The sequence below is a fragment of the Pseudoalteromonas phenolica genome (assembly GCF_005876835.1).
GTDB lineage: Bacteria > Pseudomonadota > Gammaproteobacteria > Enterobacterales > Alteromonadaceae > Pseudoalteromonas > Pseudoalteromonas phenolica_B.
Genome location: NZ_PPSW01000016.1, coordinates 72743 through 98176, shown reverse-complemented (window position 1 = coordinate 98176; position 25434 = coordinate 72743). Strand labels below are relative to the sequence as shown.

Annotated in this window: 28 protein-coding genes, 1 other RNA gene and 1 pseudogene; 21 read left to right on the top strand and 9 right to left on the bottom strand. The window is 42.3% G+C overall.

The features are described 5' to 3' along the window. Positions 1-171 precede the first annotated feature (171 nt). The 7 genes from C1E24_RS11425 to murA are packed head-to-tail and all read left to right on the top strand — an operon-like array spanning position 172 to position 4811. The gene (locus C1E24_RS11425) at positions 172-978 is read left to right on the top strand and encodes an ATP-binding cassette domain-containing protein (protein WP_083496624.1); all 807 of its coding nucleotides are present in this window, start codon (positions 172-174) and stop codon (positions 976-978) included. Then, positions 975-1754 (top strand): lipid asymmetry maintenance ABC transporter permease subunit MlaE, encoded by a 780-nt coding sequence (gene mlaE, locus C1E24_RS11420; RefSeq protein ID WP_130255578.1) that lies wholly within the window; start codon positions 975-977, stop codon positions 1752-1754. Before C1E24_RS11425 ends, mlaE begins: the two co-directional genes overlap by 4 nt. A gap of 15 nt (positions 1755-1769) precedes the next feature. Continuing rightward, positions 1770-2315: an outer membrane lipid asymmetry maintenance protein MlaD gene (gene mlaD, locus C1E24_RS11415; RefSeq protein ID WP_138481544.1), complete on the top strand. Its 546-nt coding sequence runs from the start codon at positions 1770-1772 to the stop codon at positions 2313-2315. Between the two features lie 2 nt (positions 2316-2317). Beyond that, positions 2318-2992, top strand: coding sequence for an MlaC/ttg2D family ABC transporter substrate-binding protein (locus tag C1E24_RS11410; protein WP_138481542.1), 675 nt, complete (start codon positions 2318-2320; stop codon positions 2990-2992). After that, a complete protein-coding gene (locus C1E24_RS11405; protein WP_138481540.1) occupies positions 2979-3278 on the top strand; it encodes an STAS domain-containing protein in 300 nt (99 codons plus the stop codon). Before C1E24_RS11410 ends, C1E24_RS11405 begins: the two co-directional genes overlap by 14 nt. 5 nt (positions 3279-3283) lie before the next feature. Beyond that, positions 3284-3541: a BolA family iron metabolism protein IbaG gene (ibaG, locus tag C1E24_RS11400; RefSeq protein ID WP_058028609.1), complete on the top strand. Its 258-nt coding sequence runs from the start codon at positions 3284-3286 to the stop codon at positions 3539-3541. A 10-nt stretch (positions 3542-3551) separates the two neighbouring features. Further along, positions 3552-4811, top strand: coding sequence for a UDP-N-acetylglucosamine 1-carboxyvinyltransferase (murA, locus tag C1E24_RS11395; protein ID WP_138481538.1), 1260 nt, complete (start codon positions 3552-3554; stop codon positions 4809-4811). A gap of 144 nt (positions 4812-4955) precedes the next feature. On the opposite strand, the gene C1E24_RS11390 is transcribed toward murA, so the two are convergent. The 3 genes from C1E24_RS11390 to C1E24_RS11380 form a co-directional block, all read right to left on the bottom strand. Further along, entirely contained in the window at positions 4956-6041 is a 1086-nt protein-coding gene (locus C1E24_RS11390; RefSeq protein WP_138481536.1) for a trypsin-like peptidase domain-containing protein, read from the bottom strand. Between the two features lie 135 nt (positions 6042-6176). After that, positions 6177-7529, bottom strand: a complete 1353-nt coding sequence (locus C1E24_RS11385; RefSeq protein ID WP_138481534.1) for a Do family serine endopeptidase — start codon at positions 7527-7529, stop codon at positions 6177-6179. A gap of 160 nt (positions 7530-7689) precedes the next feature. Continuing rightward, complete coding sequence (locus tag C1E24_RS11380; RefSeq protein WP_138481532.1) at positions 7690-8148, bottom strand: YhcB family protein; 459 nt, start codon at positions 8146-8148, stop codon at positions 7690-7692. 153 nt (positions 8149-8301) lie between these two features. Here C1E24_RS11380 and zapE point away from each other — a divergent pair, with 153 nt between their 5' ends. The 8 genes from zapE to C1E24_RS11340 all read left to right on the top strand — a co-directional run bounded on the left by zapE (position 8302) and on the right by C1E24_RS11340 (position 14736). After that, complete coding sequence (zapE, locus tag C1E24_RS11375) at positions 8302-9390, top strand: cell division protein ZapE (RefSeq protein ID WP_138481694.1); 1089 nt, start codon at positions 8302-8304, stop codon at positions 9388-9390. A gap of 245 nt (positions 9391-9635) precedes the next feature. Beyond that, positions 9636-10064, top strand: coding sequence for a 50S ribosomal protein L13 (rplM, locus tag C1E24_RS11370; protein ID WP_138481531.1), 429 nt, complete (start codon positions 9636-9638; stop codon positions 10062-10064). Positions 10065-10075: 11 nt separating this feature from the next. Then, on the top strand, positions 10076-10465 hold the full coding sequence (gene rpsI / locus C1E24_RS11365; RefSeq protein WP_138481529.1) for a 30S ribosomal protein S9: 390 nt from the start codon (positions 10076-10078) through the stop codon (positions 10463-10465). Positions 10466-10964: 499 nt separating this feature from the next. Beyond that, on the top strand, positions 10965-11552 hold the full coding sequence (gene petA, locus C1E24_RS11360; protein WP_138481527.1) for a ubiquinol-cytochrome c reductase iron-sulfur subunit: 588 nt from the start codon (positions 10965-10967) through the stop codon (positions 11550-11552). Then, on the top strand, positions 11552-12850 hold the full coding sequence (locus tag C1E24_RS11355) for a cytochrome b (protein WP_058028617.1): 1299 nt from the start codon (positions 11552-11554) through the stop codon (positions 12848-12850). The genes petA and C1E24_RS11355 overlap by 1 nt, the downstream gene beginning before the upstream one ends. Continuing rightward, entirely contained in the window at positions 12847-13584 is a 738-nt protein-coding gene (locus tag C1E24_RS11350) for a cytochrome c1 (RefSeq protein ID WP_058028618.1), read from the top strand. The genes C1E24_RS11355 and C1E24_RS11350 overlap by 4 nt, the downstream gene beginning before the upstream one ends. Positions 13585-13684: 100 nt before the next feature. Then, the gene (gene sspA, locus C1E24_RS11345) at positions 13685-14311 is read left to right on the top strand and encodes a stringent starvation protein SspA (protein ID WP_138481525.1); all 627 of its coding nucleotides are present in this window, start codon (positions 13685-13687) and stop codon (positions 14309-14311) included. Beyond that, complete coding sequence (locus tag C1E24_RS11340) at positions 14311-14736, top strand: ClpXP protease specificity-enhancing factor (protein ID WP_138481523.1); 426 nt, start codon at positions 14311-14313, stop codon at positions 14734-14736. The genes sspA and C1E24_RS11340 overlap by 1 nt, the downstream gene beginning before the upstream one ends. 431 nt (positions 14737-15167) lie before the next feature. Here C1E24_RS11340 and dolP read toward each other — a convergent pair whose 3' ends face one another. From dolP to C1E24_RS11320, 4 genes are read right to left on the bottom strand one after another with little or no spacing between them, the layout of a single operon-like run. Beyond that, on the bottom strand, positions 15168-15734 hold the full coding sequence (gene dolP, locus C1E24_RS11335; protein WP_138481521.1) for a division/outer membrane stress-associated lipid-binding lipoprotein: 567 nt from the start codon (positions 15732-15734) through the stop codon (positions 15168-15170). Further along, a complete protein-coding gene (locus C1E24_RS11330; protein ID WP_138481519.1) occupies positions 15734-16321 on the bottom strand; it encodes an SIS domain-containing protein in 588 nt (195 codons plus the stop codon). The genes dolP and C1E24_RS11330 overlap by 1 nt, the downstream gene beginning before the upstream one ends. Before the next feature lie 2 nt (positions 16322-16323). Next, a complete protein-coding gene (locus tag C1E24_RS11325; RefSeq protein ID WP_138481517.1) occupies positions 16324-16689 on the bottom strand; it encodes a YraN family protein in 366 nt (121 codons plus the stop codon). 23 nt (positions 16690-16712) lie between these two features. Further along, entirely contained in the window at positions 16713-18599 is a 1887-nt protein-coding gene (locus C1E24_RS11320) for a penicillin-binding protein activator (protein WP_138481515.1), read from the bottom strand. A 64-nt stretch (positions 18600-18663) separates the two neighbouring features. Here C1E24_RS11320 and rsmI point away from each other — a divergent pair, with 64 nt between their 5' ends. Beyond that, positions 18664-19524, top strand: coding sequence for a 16S rRNA (cytidine(1402)-2'-O)-methyltransferase (gene rsmI, locus C1E24_RS11315; RefSeq protein WP_138481513.1), 861 nt, complete (start codon positions 18664-18666; stop codon positions 19522-19524). A 49-nt stretch (positions 19525-19573) separates the two neighbouring features. Next, an RNA gene (rnpB, locus tag C1E24_RS11310) (RNase P RNA component class A) lies at positions 19574-19934 on the top strand. A 249-nt stretch (positions 19935-20183) separates the two neighbouring features. Here the strand turns inward: rnpB and C1E24_RS11305 are convergent. After that, positions 20184-21206, bottom strand: coding sequence for a M48 family metallopeptidase (locus C1E24_RS11305; protein WP_138481511.1), 1023 nt, complete (start codon positions 21204-21206; stop codon positions 20184-20186). Positions 21207-21210: 4 nt separating this feature from the next. Beyond that, entirely contained in the window at positions 21211-22263 is a 1053-nt protein-coding gene (locus C1E24_RS11300) for a YjgN family protein (protein ID WP_138481509.1), read from the bottom strand. 196 nt (positions 22264-22459) lie between these two features. Here C1E24_RS11300 and C1E24_RS11295 point away from each other — a divergent pair, with 196 nt between their 5' ends. The 4 genes and pseudogenes from C1E24_RS11295 to C1E24_RS11280 all read left to right on the top strand — a co-directional run bounded on the left by C1E24_RS11295 (position 22460) and on the right by C1E24_RS11280 (position 25241). Next, positions 22460-23122 carry a methylamine utilization protein gene (locus C1E24_RS11295; RefSeq protein WP_138481507.1) on the top strand — a complete coding sequence of 221 codons (663 nt, stop codon included), beginning with the start codon at positions 22460-22462 and terminating at the stop codon, positions 23120-23122. Next, a pseudogene (locus C1E24_RS11290) lies at positions 23119-23951 on the top strand (DUF3034 family protein). Before C1E24_RS11295 ends, C1E24_RS11290 begins: the two are co-directional and overlap by 4 nt. Before the next feature lie 2 nt (positions 23952-23953). Continuing rightward, on the top strand, positions 23954-24379 hold the full coding sequence (locus C1E24_RS11285) for a group I truncated hemoglobin (RefSeq protein ID WP_138481505.1): 426 nt from the start codon (positions 23954-23956) through the stop codon (positions 24377-24379). Between the two features lie 124 nt (positions 24380-24503). After that, positions 24504-25241: a substrate-binding periplasmic protein gene (locus C1E24_RS11280; RefSeq protein ID WP_138481503.1), complete on the top strand. Its 738-nt coding sequence runs from the start codon at positions 24504-24506 to the stop codon at positions 25239-25241. Positions 25242-25434 lie beyond the last annotated feature (193 nt).

Genomic DNA, 25434 nt, shown 5'->3' with positions numbered 1-25434 from the left:
ATAAAAAAAAGTATAAACAAAACGCTAGGTAAAAAGCTTTATTCATGAAGTGAGCTATTACTAAAGCAGAGCTGTATCTATCGCTTACAAAATTTTACGAATTCTCTTTTCACACTAAAACCAAAAAAAAGTATGATATACAAATTGGTGAACCAGAATGTGGAGCGCGACTTGTCGCAATCAATTATCGAAATCAAGGATGTAACTTTCTCCAGAGGTGATAGGACCATCTATAAGAACATGAGTTTCTCGGTACCAAAGGGGAAGATAACCGCAATTATGGGCCCGAGTGGTATTGGTAAAACCACCATGTTGCGCCTTATTGGTGGTCAATTAAAGCCAGATAGTGGCGATATTACATTTGAAGGGCAAAGTGTACCGGGTATGACCCGTGCTGAACTTTACGAAGCCCGTACGAAAATGAGTATGCTCTTTCAAAGCGGTGCGCTTTTTACAGATATGTCAGTATTCGACAATATCGCTTTTCCTCTTAGAGAACATACGCAGTTAAGTGAAGAACTAATTCGCCTTGTTGTGCTTATGAAGCTTCAAGCTGTCGGTCTTCGTGGTGCCAGAGATTTAATGCCGTCAGAATTATCTGGTGGTATGGCAAGACGTGCAGCACTAGCACGCTCAATAGCCTTAGATCCTGAGCTCATCATGTACGATGAACCGTTTGCTGGACAAGATCCAATTTCAATGGGCGTGTTAGTACGCCTGATCAAGTCGCTTAATCAAGTGTTAGGTTTGTCTTCTTTAATCGTAACGCACGATGTAACAGAAGTACTGAGTATTGCCGATCATGTGGTGATTATTGCTGAACAAGGCGTGATTGGCACGGGTACGCCAGAGCAGATGTTGCAACATAGTTCGCCACTGGTGCAGCAATTCTTAAAAGGGTTATCAGACGGTCCAGTGCCTTTCCACTTTAAAGCTGCGCCTTACGAAGATGAATTGTTACTAGGAGCCCAGCAATAATGGATTTTTTACAAGCACTAGGCCATAAAACACTGAGTCGTTTTGCCTCATTAGGGCGTGCAACACGTATGTTATTGGGCGCCTTACTTAGCATGCCTAATTTTAAAAAAGGCACGCCGCTGTTAATTAAGCAGCTTTACATGGTAGGTCATCAATCATTATTGATCATCATGGTGTCGGGCTTATTCATCGGTATGGTACTGGCTTTACAAGGTTATACTGTTTTGGTGGGGTACGGCGCTGAAGACAGCTTAGGTCCTTTGGTTGCACTGAGTCTACTGCGAGAGTTGGGTCCGGTTGTAACTGCACTATTATTTGCCGGTCGAGCGGGCAGTGCATTAACCGCCGAAATTGGTTTGATGAAAGCAACCGAGCAGTTATCAAGCCTAGAAATGATGGCAATTGACCCACTTAAAAGGGTCGTAGCGCCGCGTTTTTGGGCTGGTTTTATCAGTATGCCGCTGTTGGCACTGATATTTTCAGCCGTTGCAATTATTGGGGCGCACTTAGTAGGCGTAGATTGGTTAGGTGTCGATTCAGGCAGCTTCTGGTCAATCATGCAGTCTCAGGTGTCGTTCCAGCAAGATATTTTAAATGGCATGATCAAGAGCTTCGTTTTTGCACTGATCGTGACATGGATTGCGCTTTACAAAGGATACGACTGTGTTCCTACATCAGAAGGGATCAGTAAAGCGACCACAGAAACAGTTGTTCATTCGTCGCTGGCCGTTTTAGGTTTCGACTTTTTATTAACAGCGGTGATGTTTTCAAGTTAAGGGTTTTGAGAAATTATGAATACACGGAAAATAGAAATTTTAGTTGGCTTATTTGTCGCACTTGGCGTGGCAGCGTTTGCTATTTTAGCGCTTAAAGTCGCAAACTCAGGGATCAGTGGTAATGGTGATACATACACGCTGAGCGCTAAATTTGAAAACATTGGCTCTCTAAAAACACGTGCACCCATTAAAGTGGGTGGTGTCGTGATTGGTCGCGTTGAAAGTATTTACATTCACCCGCAAGAGTTTTTACCTGTTGTGAATATGAGTATTGATGCGAGCTACGAGTGTCAGTTTTCTGATACAACCTCGGTCTCTATTTTAACATCAGGCATTTTAGGTGAGCAGTACCTTGGCCTTTCACCAGTTATTGCTGCTGAATCAGCGAAGCAAAGTTGTTTAGGGAATGAGGTGACAAGTAATGCAGGCTCTGAATTAGATGACTTATTCGGTGTTGAAAGTGTCGCACTTAAAAATGGTGACATGCTGACTGATACTAAGTCGGCACTGGTACTTGAAGAACTAATTGGTCAATTCCTGTTTAACCAAGGTGGGGAATAATCATGTTTAAGAAGTTTTTAATGGTTGCAGCAGGTTTAGTGATGTCTGCTCAAGTGCTGGCAGCACCAGAGGTGGATTTAACCAATCCTTATAAAATGGTTGAGCAGGTTGCTGATAACACCTTTAAACGTGTTGCAAAAGACCAAGGCATTATTTCTACAAATAAAGAGCACTTACGCGTTATTGTTGAACAAGAGCTGATGCCATATGTAGATTACAAGTATGCGGCTTATCGCGTGCTTGGTAGCTATATTCAAAAAGTACGTACCATGACAGATCCAGCTGAGAAAAAGCAGGCAGTTGAGCATATTAAAACATTCATTGATGTATTTCAGCGCTATTTAGTAGCAACTTATGCCGGTGTGTTTACCCAGTATAAAAATCAAAAGGTGGAGTTCGGAGAAGCCCGCAGTTTTGATGGAGATGACGTTGCAGTTGTGAAAACTCGTATTGTTGAGCCAGGTAAGCCAGATATTAAAATCGACTTCAAGGTGCGCAAAGGAAAAGGCAATGAGTGGCGTGCATATGACATGATGGCAGAGGGTATTTCATTACTTGATGCGAAACAAACTGAATTACATGGTGTGCTACGTCAACAAGGTATCGAACATGTCATCGATCTTCTAGATAAAAAGAGCCGTTTACCAGTTCAATTCAGAGGTGATGATGGCAACTAATTTGCAGTTTTCACCTCAACAAGAAGGTGTGGTAGCGATTAAGGGAGAATTAACCCGAAATAGCTTAATAGATGAACGCCTTCTTAACCAACAGCTACAAAGTACGCAGTCAGTCCTATATTTTGACCTTTCTGAGGTTTCTAGGGTTGACACGGCGGGCTTAGCTTGGTTAATTCACTCTTTAGGTCTTTTGCAACGCCAAGGTAAGCGCCTTGAGCTGAAAAATATACCTGAGCAACTGCATAAATTGATGGAGTTGGGTCAGGTATCTAACTTATTTGAGTGAATCTAATGGAAACAAACCAAGTCGAAGCAGTATTACAAGAAGCATTGTCACTAGAAGAAGTCATAGTTAAAGCCAATGGTAGTCACTATGAGGTGATTGCAGTTGGTGAGTGTTTTGACGGGGCGAGTCGAGTTAAGAAACAACAGCTAGTTTACGGCCCTTTGATGGATGTAATCAAAGACGGCACCATTCACGCTTTAAGCATTAAAGCCTTCACGCCAACAGAGTGGCAAAGAGAACGTAAATTCATCCTTCCTCAATAACGGAGCCACAATGGATCAATTTGTTATCCAAGGTGGCACCACCCTAGCTGGTGAAGTCACAATTTCGGGCGCTAAAAATGCCGCCCTTCCTATTCTTTTTGCAGCCTTACTTGGTAATGGCAAGAGTATTTTCTCGAATGTACCTCAGCTTCGTGACATAGGCACAACTGAAGCGCTGCTAAAGACGCTTGGTGCAGAAGTAAAGTGGCATGGAGATAATCTTGAAGTCGACGGAAGTACTGTTGATAAAGTGCTAGCGCCATATGAGCTTGTAAAACAGATGCGTGCATCTGTATTGGCATTGGGGCCTTTATTAGCTCGTTTTGGACAGGCCCAAGTTTCTTTGCCGGGTGGTTGTGCCATAGGTGCTCGTCCAGTCGATTTACACATTCGCGGTCTTGAAAAAATGGGCGCAACTATAAATGTAGAAAACGGCTATATTAATGCGACGTCTTCGGGTCGGTTGCAGGGTGCTGATATCTACATGGAAACCGTGAGTGTAGGCGCGACCGAAAACTTACTGATGGCGGCAACGCTTGCAGATGGTAAAACTGTATTAGAAAATGCGGCACGCGAACCAGAAATTGTAAACCTTGCTGAATGCCTAGTGGCAATGGGGGCAAAAATCTCAGGTGCAGGTACGCATCGCATAGAAATAGAAGGGGTTGAGCAGCTATCAGGGTGCGAACATAAAATATTACCTGACCGAATTGAAACGGGTACTTTTTTGGTGGCTGCAGCAATGGCAAAAGGTGAGGTGTTATGTCGTAACACTGACCACCAAAGTTTAGAGCCTGTGCTTGAAAAACTGAGAGATGCCAATGCGCTAGTTGAGGTTCAACAAGACAGCATCTACATCGATATGCGTCAGCGCGAGTTAAAAGCTGTGAACATTAAAACCATGCCTCACCCCGGCTTTCCAACGGATATGCAGGCGCAGTTTACGGCTATGAATGTGGTAGCGAGTGGCAGTGCAACGATTACAGAAACGATTTTTGAGAATCGCTTTATGCATGTGCCTGAATTACAGCGTATGGGTGCAAATATTCGTTTAGAAGGCAATACAGCGATTTGTGGCGATACTGAAAAGTTATCGGGTGCACAAGTCATGGCGACTGATTTACGTGCGTCAGCGAGCTTAATTTTGACGGGTATTGTTGCACAAGGCGAGACTGTGGTTGATCGTATCTATCATGTTGATAGAGGGTATCAACGCATCGAAGATAAGCTAAGTAAGTTGGGTGCGAATATTAAACGCCGTCACAACTAATTATATCAATCCTCAAAGTAGAACACCTAATTAAGAGAATTGGTATTACAGCTTTTATATTCTAAATTAAAAAAGCGACCTATATGAGTAGGTCGCTTTTTTTGTATATGTTTTGGTATGAATTAGCTGAGTTCACGAATTGAATTAGTTGGTGTTAATTTCTAGCTCAGCAACAGTCAAAGTAATAGTTTGGTGTTCACCATTTCTCAGTACCTCAAACTCAAGTTCAGTGCCAGGCTTAGTATTACCAATAAACTGTAATGTTTTTTGTGGGTTAGAAATCGATTGACCAGCAACTTTAACAATAATATCTCTATCTTGCATACCCGCTTGCCAAGCAGGGCCTAACGGGTCCAGTTCGCTGATCAACAAACCAACAATCGGAGTATATAAATCGGTTACTTCATTACCTGAGCTATCAACGGCTGTGCCTCTAAAACCTAAGTACCCGCGAACGACTCGACCATCCGCAATAAGCCTTTGCATGACTTGCTTAGCTAATTGGTAAGGTACGGCGAAGGAGATCCCTTGTATGTCTATATTTAAGCGAGTTCTGAATTGTGCTGAGGTAATACCAACGAGAGTACCGTTTGAGTTAACTAAAGCCCCCCCTGAATTGCCCACATTCACAGCCGCATCCATTTGCAGCAAATTGTTATATTGGCTATCAGTGAGTGTTTGCTTACCTGTGGCACTGATCACGCCTTGGGTAATGGTTTGGCCTAAATTAAGTGGGTTACCAATCGCTAAAACTACATCGCCCACGCGAGGAATAAACTCATCGTCGGTTGGGATTACAGGCAGGTGTTGGCCTGGAATTTTTAGCAAAGCGAGATCGGTGATGGTATCAAAGCCGATGACTTGTACATCATAGAAGCGTCTACCGTCAGTCAAGATGACCATGATTTGGTCTGCGTCATTAACCACATGGTAGTTTGTCAGAATATAGCCATCGCTCGACATAATCACACCAGACCCGAGTTCTTGTGTGGTGTTACGTCTTTGGTATCGAGGCATGGATGAAATACTTTCAGAAAAAATCGTTACTACGGCAGGTGAGGCTTTAGCGACTGAGTCGGCAAAGCTCATATGGCTGCTGGTGTAATGGCTTGGCATCGCGAGCTTTGGTAAAACGACGCTTTTTAGGTTTGGTGATAACCAAACCACTAAAAATGCGATCCCAAGGCCGACAAACAGAGGGGGAAGAATAAATTTAAAAAGTTTTAGCACGCCATCGCTCATTTTTATTCATTACACAACAAACAGTTATTTTATCTTACTGAAAGCAGAATAGTAATGATGGCACAAATAAAAATGCAGCGACAATAAGACGCTGCATTTTTATTAGCTAAAACTTAAAACAAGTTATTGAATTAGAATGAACACAGAGTCTCGTCCGCGTTTAATTCCCAATACGATGTTGCCTTGAATGTCTTCGATTAAGTTGCTCATATCGCGAATGTTCTTAACGCGCTGACGATTTACTTGCATGATCACATCACCTTCTTCAAGGCCAACTCGCAGAGCTGGTGAGCGCTCTTCGATACTAGAGACAATGACACCTTGGTTGCCGTTACGCTCGCCACTTTCCAGCACAGCACCACGTAGCATTGGGTGCACCTTATCTGCTTGAGCTTGCAGTTCGCCTTGGCCTTTAAGCGTTACTTCTATAGTACGTTTTCTACCATCGCGGAACACACCGAGCTCAATGGTTCTACCTTCACCTATGGTGGCGATTTTTCCTCTAAGTTCTTCGAAGCTTTGGATCTCATCACCATTCAGGCTGACAATCACATCATTGGCCTTAATACCGGCTTCGCTTGCCGCTGAGTCTTTTACTATTTGCATAACAAAGGCACCTTGCTGAACTTCTAAACCTTGTGCTTTAGCAAGGCCTGCATCTAATGTGCGACCAATAATACCTAGAGAGCCTCGACGTACTTGACCAAATTCGATAATTTGATCAACCAGGTTCTTCATCATATTAGATGGTATGGCAAAGCCGATACCGACATTACCGCCCGAAGCGCCAAGAATGGCAGTATTAATACCTATTAGTTCACCATTCAGATTTACTAAGGCACCCCCTGAGTTACCTTGGTTAATTGCCGCATCGGTTTGAATAAAGTCTTCATAGCCTTCGATGTTTAAGCCACTACGACCAAGCGCACTGACAATACCTGATGTCACTGTATGACTTAAACCAAATGGGTTGCCGATAGCAACCGAGAAGTCACCTACACGTAACTTGTCAGAGTTAGCTAGTTTTACCTCAGTAAGATTGTCCGCGTCGATTTCAAGTAATGCGATGTCAGACTCTTTATCACGACCAACCAACTTAGCATCAAATTCTCGTCCATCTTTCAAAGTAACAATAATTTTGTCGGCTTCATCAATAACATGGCTGTTTGTAACTACGTATCCTTCATCAGCATCAATAATCACACCCGAACCTAAACCACTGAATGGACGTTTTTGGTTACGAGGTTGAGGGTTGCCAAAAAAGTAGTCGAATGGGTCGACACGACGGCGGACTTCTTTTGCGCCAGAAACCTGAATACTGACAACGCCAGGCGTAACGCGTTCAAGCATAGGTGCTAGGGTAGGCAATGATTGACCGTCTACAGCAACGGGAAGTTTGGCTTCAACTGCTGTAGGAGAAAGAAAAAGGGCAGTTGAAAAAATAGCAGCAGATAATAACGATAGTTTTAGTTTCATAGTCAATAAGTACTCCGAAAAGTAATAACGCCCATTTTCTTTTAATCATTAAAAAGCGGGCATATATCATTGATGATAGGTAAGTAAACTTTTTGCTTTCTTACCAGTTCGTCATTTTTGGTAACTGTACTTACTGACTATGGGGGCTAAAAAAAGTTCATCAAGAGGCTTTTGATTGCTCAACTTCTGAGCTTTCGCCAGAGAAAATACCTGTTTCACCTTCGGCATAATCGCTTGGTTGAGCTGACAATGTATCGTTTTTCGCTTCACGGCGGCGCTCTGGGCGGCTTTGTAACGAGGCTTGCAGTTGCTCCGTGGTTTCTTTTGAGAAGAAAGGCTCATCAGGCATAGCAGGTTTAACATTTAATAGTGCTTTATCTGTTTCTTCGACATGGATTAAAAGCTGTGAGTAACTGTCTTGCATTTTAGTCATTAACTTCTTAGTGCTTGCAAGGTGATCTGCTACTTCTTGGCGGTATTGCTCTAATTCGTGCTTTGCAGATTGTACTTGTTGTTCTAAATCGTCATGCTTAAGTTGTTTTTTAGTGATCATTGAACCTAAGAAAAATGCAGCAATAGCAACTACTACAATTAATCCTAACCAAGCAAATGTTGTCATAGAGAGTCTCCTTAAAAATACGCGCTCTATAAGTGTAGCAATTATTCGGCTACGTAATAAAAAATGTAATTCAAACTATCAGCTAAATATACGCGGAGTTTTGATGCGTGTTAATATATGCCTCAAATAAAAACGCTTAGTTTGTGAAAAATGATGACACCTTGGGAAAAATATCAACAAGACCTACAACGAGATGACTTTCAATATGATGCGGCACAAGAAAACGCAGTAAAGCATTTGCAGCGTTTGTACGATGATATCGTGAATCAACCTGAACAGCCCCAAGGTTTCTTTTCTCGCTTATTTAATCGTCAACCACAGCAAAAAATTACTGGCCTGTATTTTTGGGGCGGCGTAGGGCGCGGTAAAACATACTTAGTTGATACCTTTTATGAGGCATTACCGACAGACAGAAAAATGCGAGTGCATTTTCACCGTTTTATGCATCGTGTACATGATGAGCTTAAAATGCTAAAAGAAGTCAAAGATCCACTTGAGACTGTGGCCGATATTTTCAAAAAAGAAACAGATATCATTTGTTTTGATGAGTTTTTTGTTCAGGACATTACCGATGCCATGTTACTTGGTGGTTTAATGCAGGCACTCTTTGCACGTGACATTATTTTAGTCGCGACCTCTAATATAGTACCGGACGAGTTATATCGAAATGGTCTGCAACGTGCTCGTTTCTTACCAGCCATCGCCCTAGTGAAAGAAAACACCGAAGTCGTCAACGTAGACTCAGGCATTGATTATCGCTTGAGAACGTTAGAGCAAGCCGAAATCTTCCACAGCCCGCTCGATGCACAAGCAGATAAAAACCTGTTTGAGTATTTTGATAAGCTCTCACCTGAACCGGGCAAACTTGATGAAGCCATCGAAATCGAAGGGCGCTTGATCAAAACCCGAAAAGTTGCCGATAGTATTGTGATGTTCGATTTCACACAAATTTGTGAAACGGCGCGTTCACAAGTAGACTATATGGAGATCAGTCGTATATACAACACTGTGATCCTTTCTAATGTAAAACAGATGGGACAGCAGAATGATGATGCTGCCAGACGTTTTATCGCTTTGGTTGATGAATTTTATGAGCGTAATGTGACACTTATTATCTCAGCCGCCGCACCGATCACAGAGTTATATACCGATGGCACACTTAATTTTGAATTTAGGCGCTGTATCAGTCGTTTACAAGAGATGCAGTCGCACGAATACCTCGCAAGAGAGCATCTCGCCTAAGGTAAATTTCTCGCTCAAATCAACGCGATTATTTTTTTTGTAGAAAAAACAGTCGCGCACTGGAAAAGCCTCTTCTGTGTTGCTATAATCCGCGGCCTGCCACGTTGCGTTCTATAGCCCTCGTCGGCTTAGCCACCGATTTGAGCGGCATAAAAGTCTTAAACTCGAAGGGGTTCAAGCACTCATAGTAAAGCGGTAACTTTTTGTTACCTGTGGTTTTAATTTGAAACATTGGATTTTATTTAATGAAAACGTTTGTTGCTAAGCCAGAATCTGTAAAACGTGACTGGTACGTAGTTGACGCTGAAGGTAAAACTTTAGGTCGTATCGCTACTGAAATCGCTCGTCGCCTACGCGGTAAGCATAAAGCTGAGTACACACCTCATGTTGACACTGGTGATTACATCATCGTAATCAATGCTGAGAAAGTTACTGTAACTGGTAACAAAACAACTGATAAAGTGTACTATGCTCACACTGGTTTCCCAGGTGGCCTTAAGTCTATCACTTTCGACAAGCTTCAAGCTAAAAAGCCTGAAATGATTATCGAAAAAGCAGTTAAAGGTATGTTACCAAAAGGCCCTCTAGGTCGTGAAATGTACCGCAAACTAAAAGTATACGCAGGTTCTGAGCACGCTCATGCAGCTCAACAGCCTCAAGTACTGGACATTTAAGGAGCTAACTCATGGCAAATCAATACTACGGTACAGGTCGTCGTAAAAGTTCAAGTGCTCGCGTATTCTTACGCCCAGGTACTGGCAACATCGTAATTAATCAACGTTCTATCGAAGAATACTTCGGTCGTGAAACTTCTCGCATGGTTGTTCGTCAGCCTCTAGAGCTTGTTGAAATGATTGAAAAGTTTGACCTATACATCACTGTTGCTGGTGGTGGTTCAACTGGTCAAGCTGGTGCTATCCGTCACGGTATCACTCGTGCGCTTATGGAGTTTGACGAGTCACTACGTCCTGCTCTACGTAAAGCTGGCTTTGTTACTCGCGACGCTCGTAAAGTTGAGCGTAAGAAAGTGGGTCTTAAGAAAGCACGTAAGAACACTCAATTCTCGAAGCGTTAATTTTTTACGTTTACAAGAATTCAAAAACCCAGCTTATGCTGGGTTTTTTGTTTTAAAAGTCCAAATATTTTTCATTTCCTATCCCAACCCACGTCAAACAATCTGTGTTCGACTTATTGTTTACCTAATATTTTCAATATTTATTGTAATTAGTGAAGATCTGACGATAAATCAGCGCTTTTTTTTGCTACAATTGCGGGGCAAGTAAAGTGAGTAAGGTTTGATGCCCTTTTGGGTACCCTCGTCTCCTCATAGATGGGGTTGATCTTGGTCAGTATATTGTGGTTATAAAAACGTTATCATAACTAACTAGCTTTCGAGGCTACGACTAAAATGGGTAGTAAAATCCATGCTTTATTAGTCTTGATACGGGTAATAACCTTGTTTTCATCAAGGTAATTATTTATGATCGCGTCTATTTTGTAGTTTCTTAATTTAACCTGCTGTAACTGATGTTCTCAATATAGCAAGTGTTGAGGATCATAGTGGAGATAAGTGGATGAGCAATGCGCCTGTAGACAACAGCCGACGTCGCTTTTTGACCATAGCTACCTCTGTTGTAGGTGGTGTTGGTGCGGCTGGAGCTGCTGTTCCTTTTATTGCGTCTTGGAATCCAAGTGAGCGAGCTAAATCTGCGGGTGCGCCTGTAGAAGTAGATATCAGCAAACTTGAGCCTGGACAATTAATTCGTGTTGAGTGGCGAGGTAAACCTGTATGGGTTATCAATCGTACGCCAAAAATGCTTGAGCAGATGAAAGCTCACGAAGGTCAACTTCGTGATCCGCAGTCTGAAGAGCCTCAACAATTAGATTCAGCTAAGAATGAATACCGTTCTAAGCGCCCTGAAATTTTCGTGGCGGTTGGTATTTGTACTCACCTAGGCTGTTCACCAAGCTTCTTTAATGGTGGCTTCGGTGAGTTCGTTGAAGGTACTGAATCAGGTTTCTTCTGTCCTTGTCACGGTTCTAAGTTCGACATGGCCGGCCGAGTATTCCAAGCGGTGCCTGCACCTCTAAACTTAGAAATCCCACCTTACACCTTTATTGATGATACAACCATTTTGGTTGGTGAAGAAGAGGTTGCATAATGGCTGGTAAACAAGATAACGCTTCAACAGGTGTTGTTGGTAACGTCATCAACTGGATTGATGACCGTATTCCAATGACGCGTGTTTGGAACATGCACATCGCGCAATATCCTGCGCCAAAAAACTTTAACTTCTGGTACTTATTTGGCTCTTTAGCAATTTTAGTACTAGTAAACCAAATTCTAACTGGTATCTGGCTAACAATGAGCTATGTTCCTTCTGCTGAAGGCGCATTTGCTTCAATCGAATACATCATGCGTGATGTTGAATATGGTTGGTTATTGAGATACATGCACTCAACGGGCGCCTCGGCATTTTTTGTGGTCGTGTACTTACACATGTTCCGCGGTATGATCTATGGCTCGTACCAAAAACCACGTGAACTACTATGGCTATTCGGTATGCTAATTTTCTTAGCATTAATGGCTGAAGCGTTCATGGGTTACCTACTACCTTGGGGTCAGATGTCATTCTGGGGTGCTCAGGTAATCATTTCATTATTCGGTGCTATTCCGGTAATTGGTGATGATCTAACTCAGTGGATCCGTGGTGACTACGTAATCTCTGGTGCGACGCTTAACCGCTTCTTTGCACTTCACGTAATCGCATTACCACTTGTACTCGTTATTCTAGTATTCCTACACATTGTTGCGCTTCACGAAGTGGGTTCAAACAACCCTGATGGTGTTGAAATTAAGCGAAAGAAAGGTTCTGTGGCTGAAGAAGATAAGCCTAAGTTCCAATTCCATGAATATTACACAAACAAAAAAGATATTGTTGATGCAATCCCGTTCCACCCTTATTACACAGTTAAAGATGTATTAGGTGTAGCTGGTTTCTTAATCTTCTTCTGTTGGGTTGTGTTCTTTGCACCAGAGATGGGTGGTTTCTTCCTAGAAGCGCCAAACTTTGAAGCAGCTAACCCGCTGAAGACACCAGAGCATATCTTCCCTGTTTGGTACTTTACGCCATTCTACGCAATCCTTCGTGCTATCCCTGATAAGCTAATGGGTGTAATTGCAATGGGTGCATCTATCGTATTACTGGCATTACTGCCGTGGTTAGATCGTGGTAAGGTTCGTTCAATTCGTTACCGTAGTAAGTGGCACAAGCTGAACATTGCTCAGTTCGTTGTAACGTTCATCATCCTAGGTTGGGCTGGTGCGACACCTCAGACTGATTTGTCTACAGTACTATCGAGAATTACGACAGTAACTTACTTCATGTTCTTCGTATTACTATTTGTATACTCGAAGAATGAGCAGACTAAACCATTGCCTGAGAGGTTAACGAAATGATGAAGAAGCTAATTATTGGTTTATTCGCATTGCTGCCTACTTTTGCAATGGCAGCGGGTCCTTCGGTACCACTATTAGAGTCAAACCATGACTTAACTGACAATGCGTCTTTACAGCGTGGTGCTAAGTTGTTCATGAACTACTGTCTTGGTTGTCACCAAATGCAGTATCAGCGTTATGAGCGTACTTTCCGTGACATCGGTATTCCTGTAGAGATCGGTCAAGAAACGCTTATCTTTGATGGTTCTAAAGTTGGTAGTCATATCAATAATGCAATCAAGATCGAAGATGCTGCAACTTGGTTCGGTGCTCCACCGCCAGATTTAACATTAGTTGCACGTGTACGTGGCGCTGATTGGATTTACACTTACCTGAAGTCTTTCTATGTAGATGAAAGTCGTCCGTTTGGTGTAAACAACTCAGTATTCCCATCAGTGGGCATGCCACATGTACTTCAAGAACTTCAAGGTGTGCCAACTGCACGTTTTGAAGAAGTTGAAGAGCACGGTGTTAAAGTTCAAAAAGTAGTTGAAATCACAACAGATGGTTCTGGTGAGATGAGTGCTGATGAGTACGACCAAGCAGTACGTGACTTAACGAACTTTATGGCTTATGTTGGTGAACCAACTCGCTTAAAATCAGAAGCGCTAGGTTATAAGGTGTTAGGATTCTTAGTAATCTTATTTATCTTGGCCTTCTTCTTGAAGAAAGAGTACTGGAGAGATGTTCACTAATACAGTGATACATTCTTAAAGTAATTTTGTAATAGGGGCGCATGCCCCTATTGCTGTTTATAATGATTTATTACTTATTGTAATTTTAATGGAGGTAGGCATGGCCGTAGCTGCCAATAAGCGCCCTGTAATGACGCTTTTCTCAGGTGCTAACTGTATGTATAGCCATCAAGTACGTATCGTTTTAGCCGAAAAAGGTGTGAGTGTAGATATTCACTTAGCAGAAAAAGATAACCTGCCTGAAGCGCTTCACGAAATAAACCCATATGGCACAGTACCGACATTGATCGACCGTGAGCTTGGTTTATATGAAGCGAACATCATCATGGAATATTTAGATGAGCGTTTCCCGCACCCACCATTAATGCCTGTATACCCAGTAATGCGTGGTCGTAGCCGTCTAATGATGCACCGTATCGAAACTGATTGGTATACATTAGCAGCTAAAATCAAGCAAGGTGGCAGCGATGCAGATCAGGCTCGTAAAGAGTTAACTGAAGCCCTTCTTGCAATTGCGCCAATCTTTACTGAAGCTCCTTACTTCATGAGTGAAGAGTTCAGCCTAGTAGATTGTTACCTAGCACCACTATTATGGCGTCTACCTGAAATGGGTATCGACCTTAATGGTTCAGGTGCAAAAGAGCTTAAAGAATACATGCTTCGTTTATTTGAGCGTGATTCATTCCAAGCTTCTTTAACAGAAGCTGAGCGTGAGATCAGAGCATAATGACGCCAAATCGCCCATATTTGCTCAGAGCGTTTTACGATTGGATTGTCGATAATGAATGCACGCCGCACTTGGTCGTGAACGCTGAATATCCAGCGGTTCAAGTACCAACGCAGTTTGTACAAGATGGTCAAATTGTTTTAAACATTAGTCCTAGTGCAGTGACCCACTTTGATATGGATAACCAGCAGCTAAGCTTTAATGCCCGCTTTTCTGGTCAACCTATGCAGGTGTATGTGCCTATGGGCGCTGTACTGGCAATATATGCGCGTGAGAACGGTGAAGGTACCGTTTTTACTCAAGAAACCTTTCCTGAGTATGAAGAAGAGCCGCAGGTTGAATCTGAAGAGGTTGTTGAAGCCATTGAAGAGAAGCCCAAAGAGCCTGAAAAGAAAAAAGGCGCTCATCTTCGCGTTGTGAAATAAGTGCTTTAAAGCACTTATTTGTATTTTAAAAAACCCGCTTCGGCGGGTTTTTTATTTACAGTGCAAAAGGTTACCGATTGCGAACGAAGTGAGTACGGTTCTTTTGCGCAAGGTGGAATGAGCTGTTTTAGCTGGTGTTGAGGTGTTGAGGTGCTGAGGTAGAGGGTTAACTTTTCTTAGTGTTAAAATTTAGTTGTAATACATCCTGTAGCTTGGTTCCATCGCGCGTCCTGCGCTCACCTCCTCAAGCTGCGAAGCGTTGCTTCGGTCATTCGTCGCCCTTGCGCAAAGGAAATGAAGTGCTACGCACTTGTCATTAACCCTTTGTACGTAAGTTCGCCGTTGGAGACGATTAGCGTGACTTCATCGCGAAATCAATTCACCTTGCGCAAAGGAAATGAGTGCTACGCACTTGTCATTAACCCTTTGCACTATAAGTATTCAAAAGCTTTTACGACTCTTTTTACACCGTTGACATGACGAGCGATTTCAACTGCCATATCAGCTTCTTCTTCTGATACTAAGCCCATTAAGAAAACTTCGCTGTTCTCTGTGACCACTTTGATGTTATTACCTGTGATGGTCTCTGCAGTGAGTAGCTTGGTTTTAACTTTTGAAGTCAGCCAAGTGTCATGGGTTTGTGTGGCGATGCCAATGCGTGTACCAATGCGCAATTGGTTATGGATATTCTTGACGGTAACAGCATTCCTGACAGCTTGTGTAGCTTGCGACATTAGATTATTAGAAGGTACTTGGCCAACAAGTAAAATGGTGCCATTGACACTGACGACACTGATATTAGCTTGCTCACTTAGATTAGGTACTCTTTTAAGCGCTAAGGTCGCTTTTATTTCAATGTTGTTATCGTCTATTTGCGAGCCTATGGTACGTCTATCATTGGCGGCAGACACAGCACTGGCTGTACCAGCTACAACGGCGGCAGCGCAGCCTTGAAGGAGGATAAGAGTGGTAATAATTATTAGGTGTTTAAATGGCATTACTGATCATCCTGAGGGAACAAGGTGTTATCAATTAATTGACTAAGACAGTGCACATTGAATAAGTTTGACTCAATAATACGGCTAGGGCGCTTACTTGGTGTCAATATCTCAACGTCATTAGGGCCGAGTAGGCCAATTAACTCCCCCCCTTCATCACCCACTAGCGCAATGACTTTCATGTCTTTGGTAAGCGCTGCTTCTACTGCAGAAATAATATTCTTTTCATTGCCATCAATAGCGAACACCACCAGTAAATCGCCTTGTTGCGCAAAGGCACGAACTTGGCGCGAAAACTTGTCGCTATCATGTTCATTATTATGCATGTCTAAGTGAATATGATTTTGTGATAAAGCGATAGCAGGAAGGCAAGGTCGCTCTGTCTCATAGTGGTTTATAAGCAGACCAGCAAAGTGCTCAGCAAGCATATTACAGCTAGACTCACCGCAGCAGATTACTTTATTACCATTAATTAAACCTTGCACGATTGTCATAGCTGCAGCTTCAAGAACATCAGGAAGGACTTCTCCTGCAGCGATTTGTGCTTGAATACTCTCAGTGAAAATTGTTTTTATTGATTCTTGCATAATTAATATATGTTTTTAATCCACTTTATATTATCTGAACTCACCCCTTCGATAGCAATAAAGTCTATTCGTATAGGTAAATTCTTTAGTTTTTTGCACTCTAAGTAATGATAAATACTTCTCTGCAGCTTTTGAAGCTTAGACCGGCTTAAAGCTGCAATAGCGCCACCGTAGCTTTGGCTTTTTCTATATTTGACTTCAATAAAAACTAGGGTGCTTTGATCTTCCATGATGAGATCTATCTCACCATATTTGCAATTATAATTACGAGCAACGGCTCTTAACCCTCGCGCCTGTAAATATTGCTCTGCTAGTTGCTCGTAGTGCATGCCTTTGGCACGTGTATTGGCAAACAATCCTTTTAGCATACAATCCCTTATTTAATGATGAATTAATCCCTTAAGCTTTCTTGGAAGCGATTATGATTTTGCATAAACAGCGGTGTTGGTTTTTGTTCTTCAAGTTGCACCAGTTGAATTTGTTTTTGTTTGTATTGTGCCCAGTTTAATCGCCTTTCAACGGTATTATTATTTTTAATGCTGAGTTTACCTGTTAGGCCAGAGTAAGCTTTACCAGGGATCTTAGCTAATTGTTTCAGTTCAGGGATAAGGTGAACGGCGTCAAAGGCCATGGCAAATAAGCGCTGCTCTATATCTGCTTGTTCAGGCCAGAGTGCATCGTATTGTGCTCTTAGATTAAACTTATCAACTGATTTGTTTAGCATCCAAGGCTGCTCAGTAAAGAATAAGCCTTCAAGGTCGCCTTTGTCAGTGTGATCCATACGCTTAGAGTAGCTTCTTGAGCTTGCGTATAGAGGAATGCGTTTGGCAAAAGTACTGACATTGACGTCAAGATAAGGCTTCAATAAACGTGTTTCGATGGCATCGCCTAGAATGTAGATGACATCAATATCCATGCGAGAACGCGTTTCACTCTCTACCTCTTTCCTGAATAGGCTTTTTACAGCTTTGATCCGCTCTTTAGAAGCGTCTACCTCAAGTAAGTTAGCTACGACTTTCGCCATATCTTTGCTATCTGTATATAGGCCTACTTCTGGTTCTATTAGGCTATAGTTTTGCCATTCATTTTTGAAATGATTAACGAGTCTTAAACCCGATAGTGTATCTGGTGCCAATAACATAGGCTTTTGAAATTTCTGCGATAAGAAATGCACCATAGCTTGTTCGACTTCATGCTCAGGATTCAGGGCAAAAAAGTATTGTTCACCTGCTAAGCTAGAGGTTTCTGAAGTATTTAAGTGAAGAGTAGGTGTGCTTTGAATGGCGCTGCTGTTACTCACTTTTTCAATGTTGTCTTTAAGTAACGGACCAATGATAAAGTCAAATTGTTGAGTGGCGAGTTGCCTGTCTATGTCTTCAGCACTGAGTTGCTCGTCAATAAAAGTGATTTCTGTAATCTCACTGTGATCCATTGCTGCTAAGAACCCATTTTTTAGGGCGCTGCCTAGGCGTTTACTACTACCGCTTTGGGGTAGTAGTACAGCGATACGTTTTGCCTGATAGGGGGCAAGATTTACCGCGTTTTGAACTTTCTTAGGCAAAATGTAAGTCGCGGGGTGATTAACAAACCGACGCTGCCAATTATTAAGCGCTTGATGAAGTTGTATACCTGAACCGATATAAATTTGTTGGTATTTTGCTAATTTTACCCAGCCTCTTTGAACCACAGTACCCCGGTCGAAGCGCTCTAACGCATAAGATGAAAGTTGTTGCAATGCTTGCCAGATTTCATCATTTAAATTTGCCACCTCTACCTTATGAGTGAAGCTTAAATCGGCCGTTTTAAAATAATAGGTAAGCGCTTTTTTCGGCATACCTTGAGATGCATAAATACGGCCCATTAAATACTGGTGCCACGCTTTATGCTCAGGTAAAGACAAGCGTTCTTTTAAAGTTTTAAGAATGTTGAGTGCTGTACTGTAATTATTAAGTTCAGTTCTTGCTAGTGCGATATAAAGTTTATTTTGCACATAATCGACAGTTTCGTTTCGTTCTAATGCGAGGCAGGCTTGTTCTAAAATAGGCCAGTTTTGTTCTTTTATAGCATTTTCACGGGCACTATAAAGCAGCTGGATACGAGATGCGCCTTGTTTGGCTCGCGCTTTGTTAAGTAGCCCTTCCGCATTGAGGACTTCGGGTGCTTGAGTTTGCGGCTGATTCTGCACCGCACGAGGTTGAGCTAGTGATTTTTCGGTTGTACTACACGCCGATAAACCCGACAATACACCTATTACAAGACAAATTACTTTCAGTCGCACCGCAACTTCCTAACGATAAACATTCCTCAAAGGGATATCTTACTGACTGAAACTGGAGAGCTCAATGACAAAAGCACAGAATACAGACAAAATTGGTACCCTTTACGTGGTCGCAACACCAATCGGTAACTTGGCCGATATCAGTGAGCGTGCTTTAACAACTTTAGCAGAGGTTGACTTAATTGCCGCTGAAGATACGCGTCATACTGGTAAGTTATTGAGTCATTTCAATATCAAAGCAAAAACCTTTGCGCTGCATGATCATAACGAAAAACAAAAAGCACAGCAGATTTTAGATTGGCTAAACGAAGGGCTTGATATTGCATTAGTGTCAGACGCGGGCACACCGCTTATTAGCGACCCCGGTTATGCAGTTGTGAATTTATGCCGCAATGAAGGCGCTGCGGTCACGCCAGTGCCTGGTGCTTGTGCGGCGATCACCGCATTGTGTTGTTCGGGATTACCGACAGATAGATTCCAATTCATTGGTTTTACACCGGCGAAAAGCCAAGCCCGTCAGCAATTCTTTGTCGATGCGTTTGAAAGTGGCATTACCAGTATCATGTATGAAAGTACGCATCGCATTATGGCCAGTCTTGAAGATATGCAAACCGCATTAGGCGCCGAGCAGCATGTTGTATTTGCAAAAGAGCTGACTAAAACATACGAAACTTTCTTTAGTGGCTCGGTGGGCGAATTGATTGAGTATTTGACCAATGAGCCAGAGAAGCAGCGAGGTGAGCTAGTTTTAATGCTGCCTGGGAAAGCCAAACAACAAGACGAAATACCAGCCGATGCACGTAAAATGCTGAGTTTACTTGAGCCTGAAATGCCGCTGAAAAAAGCCTGTGGTGTGGTTGCTGAGTACTTTGACCTTAAGAAAAATGCACTATACAAAGCAGTGATAGCCGATAAAGACGATTAACCGCAAAAAAGCGTGTGATTTTACTGTATCTTGCGTATAATCGCCCGCCTGAGTCAGCCGGATAATCGCTGCCTGTGACGAAAATGATCAGGGGGAGGAAAGTCCGGGCTCCACAGGGCAGGGTGCCAGCTAACGGCTGGGGGGCGAGAGCCTACGACAAGTGCAGCAGAGAGGAGACCGCCAACTTAGGTTGGTAAGGGTGAAAGGGTGCGGTAAGAGCGCACCGGGCCACTGGTAACAGTTGGTTGCAAGGTAAACTCCACCCGGAGCAAGACCAAATAGGGTTCCTTATGGTGTGGCCCACACCGGAACCGGGTAGGTTGCTTGAGCCTAGTAGCAATGCTAGGCCTAGACGAATGATTATCACCTCGCAAGAGGGACAGAACCCGGCTTACAGGCTGACTCACACCCAACCGTAAATGTTTAAGATTTAAATATTTACGGTTGGGTTTTTTATTTGTCTCAGAAAAATTTTCTCTTCTTTCTACTACTAATCTATGACTAAATAGCGTCTTTGTTTATTGCTTAATATCTTTCTCTCTGAGTAGTTAAGGCTTTTCTCTAAGAGTAACCTTCATATCTTAAAAGCTATTTAACGGTTGGTATAAAAATGCCACCTCGGTTGGGTGGCATTACAGTCTTGTTCTAGTTGCTAGAAACTAAAATGCGTTTGCATATTCAATGCGAGATTTAATGCTTGGGTGAGTAGATAAGTACTTACTCCATGCACCCTCTTCATCATTCTCTAGTTCAATGCCTGCTTGCTCAACGATTATTTCTAACGCTTTGGCAAACTCTTTAGGGTCGAGGCCGTGCTGCTTCATATGTTGTAATGCATATTCGTCAGCTTCTTTTTCCATATCTTGTGAAAAGCGTTGCTGCAAAACAGTCGAACCCGTTCCGAGTAACACTTCGGCGAAGCCTTCTAAATCACCGAATATCATCGCAAAGGCAATTGCACCGACTGCGGCTTGCGCTGCCATTCGAATACTATGCTGCTTTTCAACATGGCCTATCTCATGAAGTAAGACAGCTTGTAGTGCTAATGGATGTTCTTGCATGCTTTTAACTAGATCATCGGTCACTATGATTTGGCCATGCGGGAGCGCAAACGCATTAGCACCAAAGAAATCAGACTGATAAAAACTTAGCTTAAAGTGGTCTTTTGATAAAGACAGTTTGTGCAAACTATCGTCCCAAAGTTGAACCACAGCTTGCTGTTCTAGCTCTGATAAAGTGGTTGGCTCGAGCACTGCTTTTTCTATGGCAAACATAGCTTGCTCACCCATCTCTTGCACCACTGAATCGGGTACTAAGTCGTAGGTTTGCACGGCAAACTCTGGCACGGCCTTGAACATGATACAGTAGATTAAAATAGGGCTAAGAACGATGGCGCCAACTACGGCGAATAGATTTTGCTCTAATTTTTCTACCAGCTTTAAACGTTTGCGCTTGGTTGGCCAGCGAAACTTGGCATCTTCTGGTAAAAAGCGGCTACCATCACTGAATGTAATTTCTTGAGATTGGCCTAAGATAGGCTCTCCTAAAACCGCACTTACAAAGTCGTAGCTTTCTTGTTTACCGTCTTCATGATTCAACATCAGCTTAGAGTCAAATACCGAAGCTGAGCAGTTAACAGCTTTGCTACTACCTGCGGGATATAATGTACCTAATATCTTCATATGCTTAAGTTAGAGAAATATCTACGTCAAACACATTCGCCGCTTCTTCAGCTAAAGAAGATTGCGACTCTCGATATACTTCCATTACCTGTTCGGCATTTTCAGATAATGTGATTGTGGTTGCTGCTGCAAGCATTTTCGCTTTACGTACTTTTGTCCAAGGGAAGGCAAGACCAAGCGAGAAGATAATGGCTAGCGCATTTGTTGCAAGTAGCATTGAGTATTCCACAGAGTCCAGTTTTGACTCAAATGTCGCGACATCTTCTAGTTGAGCGTTAGCAAAAATATGATTACGGATTTTACTTTGGTAAATACCTGCAAGTAGGCTGATCGCTAAGAAGTTAAAACCTAGTGAGATAAACACCATGGCTACACCAAGAGATCCAGGATCACCAAAACTTCCTGCTACGCCAGCAATAATTGCACTTATGACACCAAAGCCAATTGCAACAATTAAGCATCTCAATACTGCACCATAGTAGCGGCCTGCTGAAAGTTCGACTTTTAGGGCTTTGTTACCGTATTCAATATTATTATGAATATAAGTGTCGATTTTTTTCATCACCCAAGGCATCGCGATATAAAGCGTTAATGCCCCGACGATTGGCAGTAACACAAAATGTGTCAATGCATCTAAGTAACTCCCTTTAAAGCCGAAGCGCACATTACGGTGGCTCGTCATTCTTAAATTGAAGCGTAAACTTTGATTGATTAACCAAGGGATTGCGACTGCCCAAATTAAGAAAAATGCCACAGCCATTGCAGGGCTATACGTCGTTAATATGATGTATAGTGCAAAAATAGCAAAAGCAATAATACGGCCTTTGAGAATTTGCATAGGGGTCGCTAAATAATTGAAGCGATGACCGTCAATTGAAGTGTGGCCATAGAAGTACTGCTTTGTTCTTACCGTTGCCCAAGCCGAATAAATACCGAGGGTGAGAATACTGAGTAAGATGTTTACCGTCCAAATACCAAAATAGTCTTTGGTGTTACCAGTGAATAGAACTTGATGTGTTTTTTGCTCAGGTTGAGCGAGTTGGTTTATTTCTTCCATAAGAATTATCCATGTTGTTATAAATCGGCGATAAAATATACCATTTGTACCTAAAAGAAAAGACTATCTCAAAGGGGAGTTCAGGTAATACCTTATAATCGAACAGTTTTTTATTATTGTGGTTCAACACACTTTTATAGACTTTCGATTTATATGCTTCTAACCTTTTACTATTCTTGCGCTATAAGCACACAATATGACTCGTCTAATTATTTCAGCGTTTTTGCTGTTCTCTTGCGTTTTTGCCTCAGCAAAAACCACTATTAAGGTTGTTGACCAGCTTAATCAGCCACTTGCAGATGCGGTGGTAAGTTTTGTTTTAAAAGGCGAACAGACTCGAGGCGCAATGAGTTCAACGCCCTATGTGATGGATCAAGTCAATAAAGCGTTTTTACCACATGTGCTAGTGGTGCCAAAAGGGGCGAAGGTAAGCTTTCCGAATAGTGATGATATTCGCCATCATGTTTACTCTTTTTCTGAAGCCAAAACATTTGAGTTAAAGCTTTACCACGGGCAGCCTAAAGCCCCGTTAGATTTCTCCGAGCCTGGTATTGTGGTGCTTGGCTGTAATATTCATGATTCGATGGTGGGTTACATTTACGTTTATGATGATAAGCCTGCAATAAGAACCTCAGCGTTAGGTTTAGTGACTATGCCTTATGCCAAAGAGCAGCTTGAAGCGATCACTATTTGGCATGCGAGAGCAAAAATTGGTGTTGAGCGTCTGCGTACAATTAAAATTGATGATTTAAAGTTTGTTGATGGCAATAGTGAGATCGCACTTGAAGTGAACCCGCCAGAGAAACGAGATAGTTTCGAAAATCTATTTTCTGACTCAGTTAACGAAGATAAGTTATGAAACTAGCTATTGCTCATACTCTGTTAGTTATTTGTCTTTCTGTGAGCTTTGCATCGCAAGCTAGTGGTAAATTGCTCGGCACGCCGGGTGTTTCACAAGTCGAGGGTGCTGCGGGGGCGGGTTGCTCCCTTGGGCACAACTAGCTGGCTATGCCACTGAAGATGAGTGGTCAATATCTGGGTTTTGCACTAAAGCCGATGTGGATGATTTCTCTTTGAATGTGTGTGGCGCGCAAGCAAACTTTTTCAACAGGCTAGAGCTGAGTTACGCTAAACAAGATTTCAAAGTTAACCCGCTGAATACTGAGCTTTCACAGAGCATTACCGGCGCTAAGATCAGGCTCTATGGCGACTTGGTTTATAGTCAATGGCCGCAACTGGCGTTTGGTGTGCAATATAAAAAGCTAGATACTCCAGGGGTTGCCAATGCGCTGGGCACAGCAGATATATCAGGTTATGACTATTATCTTTCTGCCAGTAAATTACATTTAGGCGCGGCATTTGGGTATAACCTATTATGGAATACCACGGTACGCAGTACGTCTGCAAATGAAATGGGGCTACTCGGCTTTGGCTCGGCCAACCATGATCGCAGTTTACAACTTGAGTTATCGTCGGCTGTTTTGCTTAACAAGCACTTAGCAGTGGGTGTTGAATATCGCCAGAAGCCAGATAACCTTGGTTTGCAAGAAAGCAATTGGCGCGATGTGTTTGTGGCTTGGTTTCCCAACAAGCATGTTAGTGTGACGGCGGCATATATTGATTTAGGCGCGATTGCAGCATTACCGAAGCAAACCGGTTGGTATTTATCTGTTACAGGATATTTTTAATCATGCGTAGAGTCCTTTTCATCATAGGCGCCTTATTAATAGTTAGTCTTAGCGGATGTTCGTCGAAGCCTAAGCTCAGTTTGTATCAACAACTCGGTGCTGAGCAAGGTATAGAGCGCATTGTTGATGCATTTATTAAGCGAATTGCGAAAGATAAAGCCATTTTACCGTACTTTGCTAAATCGAGCGTCAGTCACTTTCGCGCTGGCTTTATTACTCACATGTGTGACATCAGTGGTGGGCCTTGTGAATATACAGGAGACTCCATGATTGATATTCACACCGGCATGAATATCAATGAAGCAGATTTTAACCGTGTAGTCGAGTTATTGGTATTAGCGATGGAAGATGCAGGAGTCAGTTATCGTGAGCAAAATCGGGTACTCGCCAAGTTGGCACCAATGAGAAGCGAGATCATTAAGCGCTAGGCACTTTGAATCTTTTTCAGTGCTGCTAAGTGGCAAGTGAATGAGTGAAAATTCAGAATCTGTGCCCTTCATTGAGATGCATGTCCTATACTTTTCTCATGGTTAAATTTTTAGAGAAAGGTGTATGTCGGGTCTGTTGCTCAATGCATTCATACTGTCTATAAGCTTACAACTCTCTACACCTGATACTCAGTGGTATACCGAAGATTACCCACCTTTCAATTATCAAAGCCAAGGTCAGTTACACGGGCTAGCTTTTAATGTGCTCCGCACAGCGTATCAAAACCTTGATTGGCATATGGATGCGTCAAATATCATGCTAACCCCATGGCCGCGTGCTTATAAGGCGGTACAGCAACAAGCAAACAGTTGTGTATTTTCGATGACTTATACAGAATCTCGAGCAAAATTATTTAATTTTGTAGGTTTGGTGATTCCCAATACGGTTGCTGTGATTGCACATAAAAATAGTGGCATCTCGATTGAGCAGTTAAAACGAGATAAAACATTAACTTTTGGTGTTGTTAAAAACGATATTGGTCATCAGTCTTTATTGGATTTTGGGATCCCTGAATCTCAATTTGTTTATTTGAAAACAGGCCTTGAGCTAGTAAGAATGGTCGATTATAAGCGGGTTGATTTGATTGCATATGGTGATGCGATTGCGCGTTACCAATTTAAGCGCGCAAAAATAGACCCGCAAAATTATCGTTTGTTACTCCCTCTACTAGAATCAAAGCTTGGGTATGCATGTAATAAGGGTGTGCCGAAAACACTTCTTCAGCGATTAGACAAGGCAATCAAAGATGCTGTTTTAGCGCAGCCTGAGCTGTTGCAATATCATGATGTCGATGAATTATAAGGTAAGGTGAATGCCACTTAACCTCTAAATTCGACCGCTTAATTATTTACATTAATAAAATATTTGCATCTTAATGTTAAGGTGGGCATATTCTATTTAGGTTACAAAGTTATAATGGAAGCATCTACCTTTAGGGATTAAGGCCCACATAAATCGGATTATATGTGTCATTTCTTTGTGTCATTTTGTTTAT